At 69.1% G+C, this 15,320-nt stretch carries 15 protein-coding genes; 11 read left to right on the top strand and 4 right to left on the bottom strand.

From position 1 onward, the window contains the following. Positions 1-258: 258 nt before the first annotated feature. Entirely contained in the window at positions 259-768 is a 510-nt protein-coding gene (locus ACFY1L_RS53300) for a MarR family winged helix-turn-helix transcriptional regulator (protein ID WP_388842809.1), read from the bottom strand. Between the two features lie 147 nt (positions 769-915). On the opposite strand from ACFY1L_RS53300, the gene ACFY1L_RS53305 reads away from it, so the two are divergent. From ACFY1L_RS53305 to ACFY1L_RS53315, 3 genes are all read left to right on the top strand, one after another. After that, a complete protein-coding gene (locus tag ACFY1L_RS53305) occupies positions 916-1,527 on the top strand; it encodes an NAD(P)-dependent oxidoreductase (RefSeq protein WP_388842810.1) in 612 nt (203 codons plus the stop codon). A 50-nt stretch (positions 1,528-1,577) separates the two neighbouring features. After that, positions 1,578-2,018 (top strand): DUF6069 family protein, encoded by a 441-nt coding sequence (locus tag ACFY1L_RS53310; RefSeq protein ID WP_388842811.1) that lies wholly within the window; start codon positions 1,578-1,580, stop codon positions 2,016-2,018. 143 nt (positions 2,019-2,161) lie between these two features. After that, complete coding sequence (locus ACFY1L_RS53315) at positions 2,162-2,647, top strand: MEKHLA domain-containing protein (RefSeq protein ID WP_388842812.1); 486 nt, start codon at positions 2,162-2,164, stop codon at positions 2,645-2,647. 258 nt (positions 2,648-2,905) lie between these two features. Here the strand turns inward: ACFY1L_RS53315 and ACFY1L_RS53320 are convergent, their stop codons facing one another. Beyond that, on the bottom strand, positions 2,906-3,652 hold the full coding sequence (locus tag ACFY1L_RS53320) for an SDR family NAD(P)-dependent oxidoreductase (RefSeq protein WP_388842813.1): 747 nt from the start codon (positions 3,650-3,652) through the stop codon (positions 2,906-2,908). Between the two features lie 338 nt (positions 3,653-3,990). Between ACFY1L_RS53320 and ACFY1L_RS53325 the strand changes: the two genes are divergently transcribed. Together ACFY1L_RS53325 and ACFY1L_RS53330 are read left to right on the top strand one after the other, a co-directional pair. After that, positions 3,991-5,700, top strand: a complete 1,710-nt coding sequence (locus ACFY1L_RS53325; protein ID WP_388842814.1) for an MFS transporter — start codon at positions 3,991-3,993, stop codon at positions 5,698-5,700. A gap of 157 nt (positions 5,701-5,857) precedes the next feature. Next, positions 5,858-6,277 (top strand): nuclear transport factor 2 family protein, encoded by a 420-nt coding sequence (locus ACFY1L_RS53330; RefSeq protein WP_382216391.1) that lies wholly within the window; start codon positions 5,858-5,860, stop codon positions 6,275-6,277. Between the two features lie 25 nt (positions 6,278-6,302). Here ACFY1L_RS53330 and ACFY1L_RS53335 read toward each other — a convergent pair whose 3' ends face one another. Further along, positions 6,303-7,082 (bottom strand): IclR family transcriptional regulator, encoded by a 780-nt coding sequence (locus tag ACFY1L_RS53335; protein WP_275768878.1) that lies wholly within the window; start codon positions 7,080-7,082, stop codon positions 6,303-6,305. A gap of 148 nt (positions 7,083-7,230) precedes the next feature. Between ACFY1L_RS53335 and ACFY1L_RS53340 the strand changes: the two genes are divergently transcribed. From ACFY1L_RS53340 to ACFY1L_RS53360, 5 genes are all read left to right on the top strand, one after another. Further along, the gene (locus tag ACFY1L_RS53340) at positions 7,231-8,427 is read left to right on the top strand and encodes an FAD-dependent monooxygenase (RefSeq protein ID WP_388842815.1); all 1,197 of its coding nucleotides are present in this window, start codon (positions 7,231-7,233) and stop codon (positions 8,425-8,427) included. Positions 8,428-8,440: 13 nt separating this feature from the next. Continuing rightward, positions 8,441-9,544, top strand: coding sequence for an NAD(P)-dependent alcohol dehydrogenase (locus tag ACFY1L_RS53345; protein WP_388842816.1), 1,104 nt, complete (start codon positions 8,441-8,443; stop codon positions 9,542-9,544). 194 nt (positions 9,545-9,738) lie between these two features. Next, positions 9,739-11,433: a thiamine pyrophosphate-binding protein gene (locus ACFY1L_RS53350; RefSeq protein WP_388842817.1), complete on the top strand. Its 1,695-nt coding sequence runs from the start codon at positions 9,739-9,741 to the stop codon at positions 11,431-11,433. Continuing rightward, complete coding sequence (locus ACFY1L_RS53355) at positions 11,430-12,227, top strand: SDR family NAD(P)-dependent oxidoreductase (RefSeq protein WP_388842818.1); 798 nt, start codon at positions 11,430-11,432, stop codon at positions 12,225-12,227. The genes ACFY1L_RS53350 and ACFY1L_RS53355 overlap by 4 nt, the downstream gene beginning before the upstream one ends. A 64-nt stretch (positions 12,228-12,291) precedes the next feature. Beyond that, positions 12,292-12,840 (top strand): VOC family protein, encoded by a 549-nt coding sequence (locus ACFY1L_RS53360; RefSeq protein ID WP_388842819.1) that lies wholly within the window; start codon positions 12,292-12,294, stop codon positions 12,838-12,840. Between the two features lie 285 nt (positions 12,841-13,125). Here ACFY1L_RS53360 and ACFY1L_RS53365 read toward each other — a convergent pair whose 3' ends face one another. Further along, positions 13,126-13,731, bottom strand: a complete 606-nt coding sequence (locus ACFY1L_RS53365) for a TetR/AcrR family transcriptional regulator (protein ID WP_382215861.1) — start codon at positions 13,729-13,731, stop codon at positions 13,126-13,128. Positions 13,732-14,116: 385 nt separating this feature from the next. Here ACFY1L_RS53365 and ACFY1L_RS53370 point away from each other — a divergent pair, with 385 nt between their 5' ends. After that, positions 14,117-15,181, top strand: a complete 1,065-nt coding sequence (locus ACFY1L_RS53370) for a lipocalin family protein (protein WP_388842820.1) — start codon at positions 14,117-14,119, stop codon at positions 15,179-15,181. Positions 15,182-15,320: the final 139 nt, after the last annotated feature.

The following is a 15,320-nucleotide window of genomic DNA, read 5'->3' on the forward strand; positions in this document are numbered from 1 at the left end:
GGGCCCTTGAGACGGGTCATCGCCTGCGATTACGCCCGGCCGACCGTGGGACGCGCCCTGGATGCGGCTTGCGAGAATCTCGGCACGGACGACCCGTGGCTGGTCGTCGACGGACGTCTGAGCGGCGCCGCCGGCCATCGCGGGGGCGAAGCCCAGCAGCCCAAGCAGAAACATGCCTCACCGCCGCCCTGCTTCTGACACCCCTCCCGAAGGACCGGCCGACGCGGACCGTCCCACCCAGGATGTGGCCAGTGCTGTTCAGCGCCCGGGGATGAAGCCGTCGTCGCCGCCGGGGTGGTCGGGGTCGATGGCGTGCAGAATACGCTGCCCGATGTCGGTGAGGTGGCGGACCTGGGCCTTGGTCAGGGGGTCGAAGACCAGCCGTCTGACCTCCTGGACATGCCCCGGAGCGACGGCGAGAACCGTCTCGTACCCTTCCTCGGTCAGGGCCGCCAGGGTGTAGCGGCCGTCGGTGGGGTCGGGGCTGCGGTGTACGTATCCCTTGCGTTCGAGACGGGCGACGACCTGGGACAGGCGGGAGAGCGAGCCCTCGGCGTAGGAGGCGAGCACGCTCATGCGCAGCGTCCGCTCCGGCGACTCCGACAGGGCCGCCAGCACGCCGTAGTCGAAGTAGTTCAGCCCTGCCGACCGCAGTTGTGCGTCGAGGGCGCTCTCCAGGCGCAGCATGATGCCGACCAGACTGAGCCACGCGCGTCGTTCCTGCTCATCGAGCCATCGGGGGCCCTCTTCGGCCGGGATCTTTGTCACACCCCCAATCTACCGTCACTTCACACTTGAAGCGAAAGGCGGACCGAGATCACTTGATGCTTGAAGTCATAGCGCGCTACATTTCACTTCAATGCTTAAGCGACTGCCCGGGTCTGTGCCGAGCAGCGAACTCCGTAGGAGACCGTCGTGAAGCTGCTCGTTCTCGGCGCCACCGGCGCCACCGGCCGTCTGGTCGTCGACCAGGCTCTGGCGGCCGGTCACACCGTGCGCGCCCTGGTCCGCTCCCCCCAGAAACTGGACGCCGCCCGGCCCGGACTCGACGTCGTCTCCGGCCAAGCTACGGACGCCGGCGACGTCACGCAGGCCATGGCGGGCGTGGACGCGGTGATCAGCGTCCTCGGAGCCGGTGGGGGAACCGTCATCACCGACGCGACGCGCGCGGTCATCGCCGGTGCGGCCAACACCGGCGTCAGCCGCTTGGTGTACCTCTCGTCGTTCGCCGTTCTGCACGATCGGCTCAGCGGCCCGGCCAAGGCCATGGCCGGCCTGGCGATGGGCGCGATGGTCAAGGACAAGACCGCGGCCGAGGACGCGCTCCGCGCCAGCAACCTCGAATGGACGATCGTCCACGCCGTCCGCCTCACCAACGGGCCCACCACCGGTGGCGCCAAGCCCCTCCCGATCTCGGCCACCTTGCGCATGGGCGACACCGTCAGCCGCACCGATGTGGCCGCCTGGATGCTGGCCGCCGTCACAGACGCCTCCACCAGCCGCCGCTCCGTCGCCATCGCCGGCTGAGCCTCTTTCCCCCTTTCGCCATATCGCCCTGTTCTGATTCGGAGAACACCATGAGCGGACAGCTCGCCACCCGTTCCGCCCGCCCCAACGGCCTGGCCATCGCCGGCGGTCTGGTCGGGACCGCAGTCGTCGCCATCGCGCTCAACGCCGTCGTCGCCGTGTCCGCGCGCGCCGCCGGAGCCTCGGACGACTTCCAGCCGCTCCACCTCACCGCCTACGCGCCCCTCACCGTCTTCGGGGTCCTGGTCGGCGCCGCCGCCTGGGCGATCGTCCGCGCCCGCTCGGCACGTCCCGCCGGTCTGCTGCGCACCCTCGTACCCGTCGTCGTCCTCGTCAGCCTCGTCCCTGACGTTCTCGTCGGCGCCTCCGACAGCAAGCCCGGCACCAGCTGGGGGGCCGTCATCGCCCTGATGGTCATGCACTTCGTCGTCGCGGCTGTCGCCGTCCCCGCCTTTCGGCGATTCCTCCCCCTGGACGGCCGCCAGGGCTGACGCCTCCCCCGGGATGCACAACCCCCGGTCGCGGCGATGACCGTATCGACGGAGTAGTTTGTGTCCGGCCAAGGCATTCAGCACGTGCGTGCGAATGCCTTGGTTCCGTGTACACGCCGAGGAGGGACGAGAGGCCCACATCGATGACTGCGGTCTCCCACCACGACGTCGCCTTCGCGCGGCTTCTCGTGTCGAGCTACCAGCGGTTGACCGGCGCCCCGTTGTGGCCGTCCGGGCCCTCGCACGACGGCGAGACGGCCCGCCGGCTCTACGAGGACGCACCGTTCGGACTGCTCGCGCACGACACGAGCGCGGATCCGATCTTCATCTACGCGAATACGACCGCCCAGAGGTGCTTCGAGTACACCTGGCAGGAGTTCGTGCGGCTCCCGTCCCGGCTGTCCGCGGCTCCGGGAGGACAGAGCGACAGGGCGGGGTTCGTGCGATCGGTGGCGGAGCGCGGGTACGCGTCCGGCTACCGCGGCCTGAGGATCGCCAAGTCCGGCCGGAGATTCTGGATAGAAGACGTCACGATGTGGAACCTGGTGGACGCCGACGGCTCACACCATGGTCAGGCCGCCCTGTTCCGGTCGTGGACGGACGTCTCGGAGGACCGGACAGGCGGCTGATGATGTCCGACGCGTCAATGGGCCCGTGGCTGTTGGACAGACCGTCCGCTCTCGCGAACCGACCTCTCTTCAGGGAATCCGGTCAACGCAGACCGATGACCGCCCCTCTTCGAGAGGCCGCTCAGGCAGCTCTACCGCATCGGCGGGCGCGGGTTGACTTCGCTGTCACGCCGCGCCCGATCCGCCCATAGTCGCGGGCAGTTCGCCGGGTGACGAACACCTCGGCGGACGGGTACCCGGCGGCCCGCCGCGGAGGTCCTAGCGGCGTGTGCTGCCCCCGTCCGTGACGATGAGCTGCCCGGTGATGAACGCGGCGTCGTCGGAGGCGAGGAACGCCACGACGCCTGAGACGTCGGACGGCATCTGTACCCGCTTGATGTTCTGACCTTGCACGGCCTGCTCGAAGAAGGACTCGTCCGTGTTCTCCACGGCGGCGGCCGTCCGGACGAGACCCGCGGCGACGCCGTTCACGGTGATGTTGTGGGCGCCGAGGCCGGTGGCCAGGACGGAAGTGAGTCCGTTCAGGGCGCCCTTGGCGGAGATGTAGGAGACGAATGGCGGCGGCGCGGTCCAGTAGCTGGACGAGGTGATGTTGATGATCCGGCCCGCCCCGGACTCCTTCAGGTGCGGCAGGAACGCCTTGGCGGTCAGGAAGGGGCCGTCCACGTTGACGGCGAAGGTGCGACGCCACTCGTCGTAGGTCACGTGGTCGAAGTCGGCCAGCAGAACCACGGCCGCGTTGTTCACCAGGATGTCGACGGGACCGAGTTCGTCGCGGACCCGCGCGGCGAACCCGTGGATCGCGTCTGCGTCGGAGATGTCGACCTTGTCGCTGAGGAATCGTCGTCCGGTCTCCGCGACGAGTGTCCGCGTCTCGTCGGCCGGATCGACGTCCGCGACCGCGATGTCCGCGCCCTCCGACGCGAGCCTGCGGGCGATCTCCTGCCCGATCCCCCTACTGCCTCCGGTCACGACGGCGGTCTTGCCGGTCAGTCTCCCAGCCATGACGCATCTCTCCTCGGCCAGCGCTCGAACTGTCTCGTTCCTGGATGGTGCGCATCGACGCCGTCGACGGGAGGTGGCTTGTCCGTCCAATGAACATGTCCATTGAGCGTGACGGGGGTCACTTCCTACCTTGTCGCTACTCGCTGGTTGGTCACCGTGCCGTGCGTCCTGGTTCAGGTGTGACCGAAGAGCCACGCGGAGCAGCTCCGCGAGGGCACAGGGCCGGTTCGGCAGCGGTGCTGTCGGGATGGCCGAGCGCCGAGAGACAAGCACCCGCAGCAATGTCCGGCGGCGAACGTCGGTTCCGGAGGCAGCGCTTTGCGCGCAAGGAGTCGTCCATGGTTCAGATCGAAACACCCGGTGCGAAAGAGGGAGAGGGTGGCAGATACACCCTGAGCTCGGGCACGCTCGCTGCGGTGGTGCTCGCTGTGTGCCTCTCGCAGATAGCCCTTTCCGTCCCCTCGCTCATCACCGGGCTGATCCAGCAGGACCTCACGCCGACCTCGGCCCAGCTGACGTGGATCGTCGACGCCTTCTTCATTCCCGTCGCCGCGTTGGAACTGGGCTTCGGCGTGTTAGGTGACCTGTTCGGCCGCAAGCGCCTGCTCATTGGGGGCGCCGCGCTCATCGTCGTGGGCTCGACTCTCGCGGTCCTGGTGCCGGGTGAGGGATCCTCGACCGGCACCCGGGTGACGTTGCTGATCCTGGCCCAGGTCCTCAACGGCATCGGGGCCGCGGCGATCTTCCCGACGAGCCTCGCCATGGTGGCCGCCGGCACGCACACCACTGCCACCCGCGCGCGCGGCGTGGCGGTCTGGGCCTCGGCGCTTTCGGTCGGCGGCTTTCTCGGGCCGCTGCTGGCAGGAGTCGCCGCCAAGATCCACACCGGATGGGCCGGGAACGCGAACTGGCGGTGGGCCTACGTCGGTGTCCTTGCCATCGCCATGGTGAGCGTGATCCTGTCGCTCGCCCTTGCCCAGAACTCGACGTCACCCGAGGGCCGGTCCATCGACTGGCCGGGGCAGATCACCGCCGCGCTCGGCCTGTTCGCTCTGCTGTATGCCGTGATCCAGGGCCCCGAGAGCGGTTGGGGGAGCCCGCAGATCGTCATCGCGTTCGTCCTCGCGGCCGTCTTCCTCGTGCTGTTCGTCTTCGCGGAGGGTCGCGTGGCCGCGCCGCTGCTTCTCCTGAGCGCCTTCAAGAACCGAGCGTTCGCCGTGAACTCGGCGGTCACCGTGATCGGTATGTTCGGCTTCCTGGCGATCATGTACTCCACCAGTATCCGCCTCACCACCATCCAGGGGTTCAGCCCGCTGAAGAGCTCCGTCGCCTACCTCTTCTTCGGAGGCATCGGCCTGGTACTGCTGCCCCTCACTTCCAGGCTGCTGGAGCGCTACAACCCCCGGTGGGTGCTCTTCACCGGCCTGGTCTTCATCGGCGTAGGCGGGCTGTGGTTCGCCGGCGTTCCGGCGAGCGACCGCGCTCTGGGCGCCATCGTCGGTCCTCTGATCCTCGCCGGCGTCGGTTCGGGACTCGCCTTCGCCGCCATGAGCGCGGTCGCGGTCAACTCGTTGCCCAACCACCTCGCCGGTATGGCGAGCGGTGCCACGAGCACGTTCCGTGACCTCGGGTTCGCCCTCGGCCCCGCGATCACGGGTGCCGTCGCGCTGGGCCAGGCCGCCAAGGAGATCGCCCGCAACGTGGCCGGCGATCCCGGCCTGAGCAAGGCCTACGCGGCTTTCCAGGCCTCCGCGGCCCATGCTCCCGCGGATCAGAGACAGCAACTGGAGGCGGCGGTTCATGCCGTGGCTTCAGGACCCTTGGGCGCCAACTCCGTGCCGGCCAGCATCACCACGCCCGATGGTCAGGTCGTGCCCTTCAACCCGCTCAAGGACGTGGCCTTCCACGCCCTCAGTCACAGTTACTCCCACGCGTACGTGCTCGGTGGCGTGGCTGCGCTCGTGGCGGCGGCCCTCACTCTCGTGGGTGCGCGCGGTGGCGTGGGCGAGACCCATCTCGACGACGACCCGCACACCCTCGACGGCTGATGCCCCGGCGAACACGCCAGCGCCGGGACATGAGTGACAAGTCGGCCAGGACGGCCGGAGTGCCCGTCGCGACTGCTCCTCCTGGGCAGCGGCCGCGACGGGCCACGGCATACACAGAACAACGCTCAAGCGACCTACTCGGACAGGAGTCGGACCCATGACCACCACACCATCGGCACCGAGCAGTACGGACGATGCCCGTGTGCCGGAAGAGGTCGCCCAGGCGGAGGCAGCGTGGCTCGTCGCCCTCACCAAGGGCGACGAGGAGCAGCGTGCGCTCATGCTCCCCGACTGCGTGATCGTTCACGGCCCGGTCGGCAATGTCCACGACCGCGAACGTTTCCTCCGCTACAACGCGTCGATGGGGGCCACCCTCGAGGCCGAGACCAGCGAGGTGACGTGCCAGGAGCGGGAAGGACGTGTCATCGTGACGTGCTTTCAGAAGATGCGCATCCGGCGCGTGCCCGACCTGCCGCCCTTCCTGGTGCAGGCCGTGGCGACGCGGGTGTGGTTCTCGACCGACGAGGGATGGCGCCTCGGTCACATGCAGCTCTCCCGGCGCCAGCCGTCGGCATGACGTGCCGGTTCCCTCGCCCCGCGGGCTACGAGGTACGAATGGGAATGCCCGGCCGCCAGCCGAGGCTCCTGGACAGTCCCAGCCCGCTCGCGACCAGCGAGGGAACCGCCGCCTGCAGTTTGATCGAGCCCGCGGCCACCACGACGGACAGGGCCGCGACGACCTTGCCGCTGCCGTCGACGATGCGCGTCGCGACCGACTCGGCCCCTTCGGTCAGTTCTTCCTTGACGACCACCGTTCCGGTCGAGCGACAGGACGCCAGTTCGCGACGGAGTTCGGTGGGCTCCACGATCGTTTTGGGAGTGAAGCGTTGCAGCCTTCCGGCCAGTACTTCATCGATGAAGGTCGGACTGCTGTGGCTCAGCAGCACCTTGCCGACACCGGAGCAGTGCAAGGGGAGCAGGCCGCCGACCTGTGACGTCAGTCCGACGGCGTGGACCGCCGACAGTCGCTCGATGATCACGGCCTGGTCGCCCTGGAGGACCGCCAACTGCACATGCTGGCGAAGAGCCGTGTACAGGTCCTCCACGAACGGCTGCGCGGCGCTGCGGAGCGTCTCGGCGCGCGGCGCGAGGGTACCCAGGCGCCACAGCGGCAGGCCGATCGCGAACCGGTTGTCGCTGGTGCGCTCCAGCGCGCCGGCCTCGACGAGTTCCAGCGTGAGGCGCCTGGCGGTGGCGTGCGGCATGCCGGTACGTCGGACCAGGTCGGCGAGGCTCAGCTCGGTGTTGTTGGGGTCGAAGGCGAACAGCAGGTCCCACAGCCGGGAGCTGACCGAGCGTCCCGGTTCGTTCGCGCGAGGCATGGGCCTCTCCTTTGTCGAGCGTGACCCCACTCACCCTACCTTCAATGTTCGTTGGATGGATAGCTCTGTTCTATCAATGCGCATTTCACCGAACCCTTGGAATACAGCCGGTTACCACCTCGATCGAGGTCCACAGGAGTGAAAGAGCATGAGCACAGAAGTCGGCCCCAAGATCGCGATCCTCGGTGGCGGCATCGGGGGCCTCGCCGCCGCGGCGTTCCTTCGCGACCAAGGCTTCGAAAGTGACGTCTACGAGCAGGCGACCGCCCTCACCGAGGTGGGCGCCGGACTGGTGATCGCACCCAACGCCGCCCGCCTGCTACGACGCCTCGGCGTGCTGGACCGCTTCATCAAGCGCGCGGTGCGCATGGAGATCGGCTGGGAGTTCCGGCGCTGGGAGAACGGCGCCGTTCTCTCTGCGGAGAACCTGGAGGAGGGGTGCGTGCGTCTGTACGGCGAGCACACCTACACCGCCCACCGTGCCGATCTGCTCGACGCCTTGAGGTCGGCGGTCCCCGAACACTCGATCCATCTCGGCAAGCGCTGCGTCTCGGTCGAGTTCGAGGACGACCAGGCGGTCCTTCGGTTCGAGGACGGCGAGACGGTCCGCCCGGACATCCTCATCGGCGCCGACGGCGTCCACTCACGCGTGCGCGGCGCCATCGTCGGGCCGACACAGGCCAGGGAGTCGGGCATCTGCGCCTTCCGGGCTCTCGTACCCGCGGAGCAGGCACCCGACTTCGCCAGGCGGCGCGCACAGACCCTCTGGATCGGCCCCGACCACCACCTCGTGCACTACCCCGTCTCCGGCGAGGAGTACGTCAACCTCGTCGCCTTCGCACCGGCCGGGACCAACAGCGTCGAGTCATGGACAGCCACCGCGACGCTCACGGAACTGCTCGACGAGTTCGCCGGCTGGGATCCGCGTCTGGTGGAGCTCATCACGGCAGCCGACACACCGGGGCGCTGGGCGTTGCTCGACCGCGAGCCCCTCGACCGCTGGAACCGTGGAAACGCGACCCTGCTGGGTGACGCGGCCCACCCGATGTTCCCGTTCTTCGCCCAGGGCGCCGCCCAGGCGATCGAGGACGGCGCGGTTCTGGCCCTCTGCCTCGCGGCGGACCCGGACAACCCGACCGCGGCGCTGGGACGCTACGAAGAACTCCGCCGGCGCCGTACGGCCCGCCTTCAGGAGGTGTCGCACGGGCGGTCCCACATCAACCACCTTCCGGACGGCCCGGAACAGCTGGCACGCGACCTGGAGTACTCGCAGGCCGACCCGCTCCGGGCGAACGGCTGGATCTACGAGTACGACCCCGAGACCGCCGTATCGGCGTCGGTGTGACGCGGAGGCAGCCATGAAGATCACGGCCGCGGTGTCACGCGAGAGCCGGGCCGTGCCCGAACTCGAGCAGGTCGACCTCGGGGACCCGAGGCCGGACGAGGTCCTGGTGCGCATCGTGGCAACAGGCATCTGTCACACCGACATCAACTGTCACAACGGTCATGGGGTCCCCGTACCTCACCCGATCGTGCTCGGGCACGAGGGCGCGGGTGTCGTGGAGACGGTGGGTGCGGGCGTCACGCGCCTGCGGCCCGGTGACCATGTGGTGCTCTCGGGCAACTCCTGCGGTGTGTGTCCCAGTTGTCTCGACGCGCGGCCCACCTACTGCCGGGAGGCGATGCGCGCGGCCTTCGGCGGGGCGCGATTCGACGGCAGCTCGCCGATCACCCAGGCGGGAGACCGTGTCGCGGCCGTGTTCTTCGGACAGTCCTCCTTCGCGACGTACGCGGTGGCGCCCGCACGGAGCGCGGTCCTCCTCCCGAAGGACGCCCCTCTGCATCTGATGGGACCGCTCGGCTGCGGTGTCGTCACGGGGGCGGGCTCGGTTCTGGAGTCGTTCAGGTTGCGCCCCGGACAGTCGATCGCGGTGTTCGGCACCGGCGGCGTGGGGCTCGCGGCCGTCATGGCCGCGCGTCTCGCGGGCGCCCGGCGCATCGTCGCCGTCGACATCAGCCGCCCCCGGCTGGAGCTCGCCGTGGACCTGGGCGCGACCGACACCGTGCTGGGGGGCGACGGCGGTGAGGAGGCGGCGCTGCGACAGATCGAGCCTGACGGATTCGACTTCGCGTTCGTCACGGCGGACGTGCCGTCCGTCTACGCGACCGCGACGACGTGCCTGGACGTCGAAGGCACCCTCGGCTACGTGGTGGCACCCGCGGGCGAGTGGGTCCCGGACACCGGCTTCCTCCTCTCCGGCGGCCGCAGGCTTCAAGGGATCATCGGCGGCTCGGCCAACCCCCACGCCTTGATCCCCCGGCTGGTCGAGTACTGGCGGGCGGGTCGGTTCCCCTTCGACCGGATGATCGATGAGTTCTCCTTCCACGACTTCGCCAAGGCGTGGAAGGAGGCCGGTTCCGGGCGGGTGATCAAGGCCGTGCTCAGAATGCCGGAAGCCTGACATCGCTTCCGCGAACAGTCACGTCGACGCGGTATCGATCTTTCCAGGGCGAACAAGGCGTTGACCGTCCAACGAACACAGCCGTTGTCCTCGCCCAGACCACACAAGAGACTGCGGTACGGGCGGCCTCAGACGCGGCCCCACCTGCACCTTTTGTCGAAACTCTCCATACGCCCAGAGAGGCGGACCATCGAATGGCAACCGCAACCGGTAGTGGACTCGTCGTGCGAACACTGCAGCGAGCCGGCGTCAACGTGGCCTTCGGCCTGCCTGGGGCGCACATCGACGGCATCCTCCAGGACGCCCTGGATGCCAAGCTCCGGATCGTCGATGTGCGCCACGAGATGAACGCCGGTCACGCGGCCGAGGGCTACGCCCGGGTCACCGGGGATCTCGGAGTCGCCGTCGTCACGGCCGGCGGCGGCTTCACCAATGTCCTGACCTCGATCGCCAACGCGCATCTGGACCGGACCCCGGTCCTCTACATCGCGGGCTCCGGTCCTCTGGAGACGGACCAGGTCAACGACCAGCAGGCCGGATTCGACCAGGTGGCCATGGCCGCCCCGGTGACCAAGTTCGCGCATCGCGTCACCCGCACCGAGCTGATCCCCCGCCTGGTCGCCCAGGCGATCCGTACCGCCCTGTCGGAGCCCAGGGGCCCGGTGCTCCTCGACATTCCCTGGGACGTCCTGCGCCAGTCGGTGGACGTCGACGAGGTCGACGACTACCGCGTCGAGGTCGACGGCACCGGTGTCTCCCCAGCCGGTGCCGTCGACCGCATCGTCGACGCGCTGAGCACCGCCCGGCGCCCGGTCGCGCTGGTCGGCAAGTCCTTCGTGACCGCCGAAGCCCGGGCGCAGCTGCACGAGTTCGCCGCGCGAACCGGAGTGCCCCTCTTCTCCGACTGGGAGGGCCTCGGGGCGATCGTCGACTCCGAGCAACACGTCGGTCTCGTCCAGACCCTGGCCACCGTCCCCGAGGACGAGCGACCCGACCTGGTCCTGCTGCTCGGTCTGCGCTTCGGCATGACCACCCAGTTCGGTACGGGCCGGCTGCTTCCGAAGAGTTCCAGGTTGTTCCAGATCGACCCCGACGGGCGTGAGCTCGGCCGTCTCCAGGATGTCGAACTCGGCGTCCAGGCCGACCCGGTCGGCACGGTCGGCCTGCTGAACGAGCGCCTGGGCGATGGCCCTGTGCCCTCCGGGCGCGACGACTGGCTGAAGACCCTGCGGGAGGTCTCGGCCACCCGGCGGTCCGCGCTCTCCGCCGAGACCGAGGGACACGAGGGCGCGATCCACCCGTACCTCGCTGTCCGGACGATCGCCGAGAGCGTCCCCGACCAGGCCACCGTGGTCGTCGACGGTGCTCTGACCGAGCTGTGGCTCTCCGAGACGATCGCGCTCGCCCCGCTGGCCCACTACCTCGGGCACGGCTACCTCAGCTCGATGGGGAGCACCTTCGGCGTGGCCATCGGAGCGCAGTACGCGATCCCCGACAAGGCGACCATCCTCGTCACCGGAGACGGCGCCGTCGGCTACAGCCTCGCCGAGTTCGACACCCTCGTCCGGGCGGGGCTCCCCGTCGTCGTGATCGTCCTCAACAACCAGGCGTGGGGCGCCACTCTGCACACCCAGCAGTTCATCTTCGGAGAGGACCGCGTCACCAACAACCGTCTGGAGAACGGCTCCTACAGCGGCGTAGCACGAGCTCTCGGTGCGGACGGCGTCGACGTCACAGAGCTGGACCAGCTCCGCCCCGCGATCGAGGCAGCCCTCGCGGCCCGCCGCCCGACGTGCATCGACGTACGCGTCAGCCTCGCGCCCATTCCTCCGGAGGAGCGCGTCCTGAACGGCGGGGCTCCGTTCGGTGGCATCGAGGTCGACTCATGAGCGGCGAGCCGCCCGCCGCGGACCGGCGGCGGCGATTCCTCGGGAAGACCTGCCTCGTCACCGGCGGCAGCCGGGGACTGGGCCTGGCAGCCGCACGGGCCTTCGCCCGCGAGGGCGCCCGCGTGGTCATCGTCGCGCGGGACCCCGACCAGCTGAAGACGGCGAGCGATCTGATCGGCGACGGCGCGATCGCCGTATCGGCGGACCTCTCCTCCGTGGCCGGCATCAAGGACGCCTTCACCGAGGTCGCCGCACGGGTGGAACGTATCGACGCCGCCTACGTCAATGCCGGGCAGGCGGGCATGAAGCGCCTCGACGACATGGACGAGGCCACCTGGGACTCGGTGTTCGACACCAACGTCAAGGGCTCGTTCTTCGTGATGCAGAGTCTCAAGCCCCTGCTCTCCCCTGGCGGGGCCATCGTCTTCTGCGGCTCGGCGGCCGGTCGCAGGGCCAGCGCGGGCACCGCCGCCTACGGCACCAGCAAGGCGGCGCTCGAGCACCTGACCCGCATCCTCGCCGCCGAGGTCATCGCGGAGGGAATCCGGGTCAACATCGTCATTCCGGCCGGCATGAACACCGACATCTCCGCACGTACGACGGGCCTGCCGCCAGGCGGGGCGGACGCCTTCCGGGAGCGGCTCAGGCTCAGCACTCCCATGCTCCGAGAGGGAGAGCCGGAGGAACTCGCCGACGCCGTGCTCTTCCTGGCCTCGTCCGAAGCCGGCTACATCACGGGTACGGCCCTCCTCGTGGACGGTGGCCTCACCGGCTTCATCCGCCCCTCGGCATAGCGGCGAAGGCCGCTGTCGATCACCTACAGAACCGCAGGACCCGACCCGAGTGAGGACGACCACCATGCAGTTCCCCTTCGGTCAGCCGACGGACGCCATCATCCAGGTCGCGTACGTGGTCCCCGACCTCACCGCCGGGATGCGCTGGTGGACCGACGAACTCGGCGTCGGGCCCTGGTTCGTGAACGGAAGGCTCGGCGGCGAGGGCTCCACCTATCGCGGTGAGCCGGGGAAGGCGGAGTTCACCCTCGCCCTCGCCTTCTCGGGGCACATGATGGTCGAGCTGATCCAGACCCTCGACGACGAGCCTTCCATCTACAAGGACGCCCACGAACGCCATGGCTACGGCTTCCATCACGTCGCCAAGATCGTGCCCGACGTCCGGGAGGAGGTCGAACGTCGTGAGGCGCGCGGAGCGTCGGTGCGTTTTCACGATCTGACCCCGGGCGGTGACGTCTTCTTCCTCGACGGCGGTGAGGATGCCCCGGGGATGATCGAGCTCGTCCAGGACAGCGAGATCACGCGAGGTATCTTCACCTCGGCCTGGCGGGCATCGGTCGGCTGGGACGGATCGCGGCCGGTGCGCGACTTCGCGGAGTTGCTGCCGGCCTGACCGTGGGGCAGGCGAACGCCCGCGTGGGGAGGCGGCACGACGGTGTCGGGCGAGGGGTGCGATACGGCCTGCCCGGGATTGTCCGCGGGACCAGTCAGCCCGGCGCATGCGACCGCAGTTACGGCGAGACATCCACCGTCGGCGCCGGGCACCGTCCGGGAACCGGGGCAGCGGCAGGCGGGCCGGCAGCGCTCGCAGTCGGTCGGCGTCAGTGCGACGGGCCGCCGGCAAACGATCGCCTCGCTCCGCCCTGCGACCATGGAGCGCGGGCGGTTCGACACTTCCCTACCGGGGCTTCGCGCCGCCCGGGGCCAACAGGCCGTCCATCACCAGTCCGGCCAGGGCCTCCGCCCTGGCGAGACGTTCTGCCCGCGGCAGATGCTCGGGGCGCCCCAGGCGCTGGGCGAGAGCCTCATGCATCAGTCCTGACACCGGAGCGGTGATGGCGAAGAACAGGACGTCCATCGGAACCCGTGCGATGCGCCCGGACGCCATCAGCCGCTCGATACTGGGCATGACGAGAGCCAGTGTCGGCTCGATGTGACGCTGGTAGAGGTAGTCCAGCCGCTCGGTGTCCCGTGCGAACGCGTCCTCCATCAGCAGGGCCAGCCGCGGTTCGTCGATGTGGATCCGGTAGAACTCCATGACGAACTGCCGTACCACGGCCTCGTCCTCGCTTCCCGGCGGGGGCGGCGTCATGCGCGCGAGCTGAGCCCCGAGGGCGGCATCCACCACCGCACGCCAGAAGGCCGCCTTCGACCCGTAGCGGTCGTTGATGAAGACGTGGCTCACACCCAGTCGGCGCGCCAGCTCCCGTGCCGACGCCCGGTCGTATCCCAGCTCCGCGAACGCCTCCAAGCCCCGCAGCAGGACGTCCCGCTCCGTGGGCACCGCAGGGGAATCCCCGCTGGGCCGCCCCGGGCGTCGGCTGGTACTCGCTTTGCCTCCCACGTGTCCTCCTCAGACGGTTGTACGCGTGTGCCCGCGAGTCGGGGCCAGCGTAGCCACCCGGATCGGTACATCTGCGCATCGCCCCAGATCAGCGCCTCAAGCGAGGGCAGATGCGGCGGCCTCCTCGGATCAGTGGTTGACACCGGCCGAGCACCAGCTAATCTTACAGGTGTCAGTTATCGCAAGGGGGTGCACACCAGCCCCCTTTTTCCGGCACCACGGGTTTCCTCCCACGGGTTACGTGCGCCCATTCAAGGTACGAAACCGTTTCGTACAAGATGGATGCTCTGTGCATCCGTGCGGGACATCCGCGCAAGGAGCCATCATGCGCAAGACCACCGTAGGCGCGGCCGCCATCGCATCCGCGCTCGTCGCCTCGCTCACCCTCGCCTCGGGGGGACCGGCCACCGCGACAGCCGCCGACTCCACCGAGACGCACAAAACCACCTCGGGTCTGGCACAGACCGACCTTCCGGTTCTCGTCGACCCCGCCGCGGACCTCGCCGCCACCACCGACCGGCAGAACCAGTCCTGGTATGTGACCGCACAGGTGACCGCCGGGGGCCACCGGTACGGATTCCTGGCCCACTACGTGAACATCGGCGACGTCAAGAACGGGTTCGGCTCGTCGGCCGTGTCGATCATCGACCAGGACACCGGCTGGTACACCAAGTCGGAGATCCGCCTCCCCGCCGGGTCGGGTCTGTCCGACAAGCAGGGCGTGGACATCCACACGGACAACATCACCTGGACCGGCGACACCAGCGAGCAGAAGCTGCGCGCGAAGGTGCCCGAGGGGACCATCGACGTCACGCTCCGCCCGCGCGGAAACGTCCTCTACAACATGGGGACCGGGTACTTCCCGATGTTCGGCGACGCGAAGTACCCGAACTACGAGTACGCCCTCCCCACCATCGACACCTCCGGGACGCTGACGATCAACGGCCGCACCGACAAGCTCCGGGGGCAGTCCTGGCTGGACCGCCAGTGGGGCCCCCTGCCCCTCAGCAACACCGCCGACCGCGCGTGGACCTGGATGAATCTCAGCCTGTCCAACGGCGACCGGATCAGCGTCTGGAACACGAATCTGGAGAAGAAGAACAACTTCGCGACGATCCTCAAGCCCGACGGCACCCAGACCGTCGCCGAGGCGACCCTCACGCCCGACGAATCCACCCTCTGGACCAGCCCGACCACCGGAAAGACCTACCCGACGCGCTGGAAGGTCAGCATCCCCGGCGAGGACGCCAAGTTGAACGTCGTCTCCTACACCGCGAACCAGGAACTGCCGGATACCGGACCCCGCTACGAAGGCAGCGCCGCCGTCACAGGAAGCTACGACCACCGCCCGGTCACCGGCACCACCTACGTCGAGGTCACCGGCGGCTGAACGGCTGAACGGCGGCCGGCCCTCCCGCCTGCCGCACGCCCCCCGGCGGATTCGGCCGGACCAGGGCAGTCGGGCCGGCCGCGTCGCGAGCACTCAGCCGGCGGCGCGGCCGGATGCCCTCACCTGTGCAACCCCCCTT

It is taken from the genome of Streptomyces sp. NPDC001663 (assembly GCF_042893105.1).
Classification (GTDB): domain Bacteria; phylum Actinomycetota; class Actinomycetes; order Streptomycetales; family Streptomycetaceae; genus Streptomyces.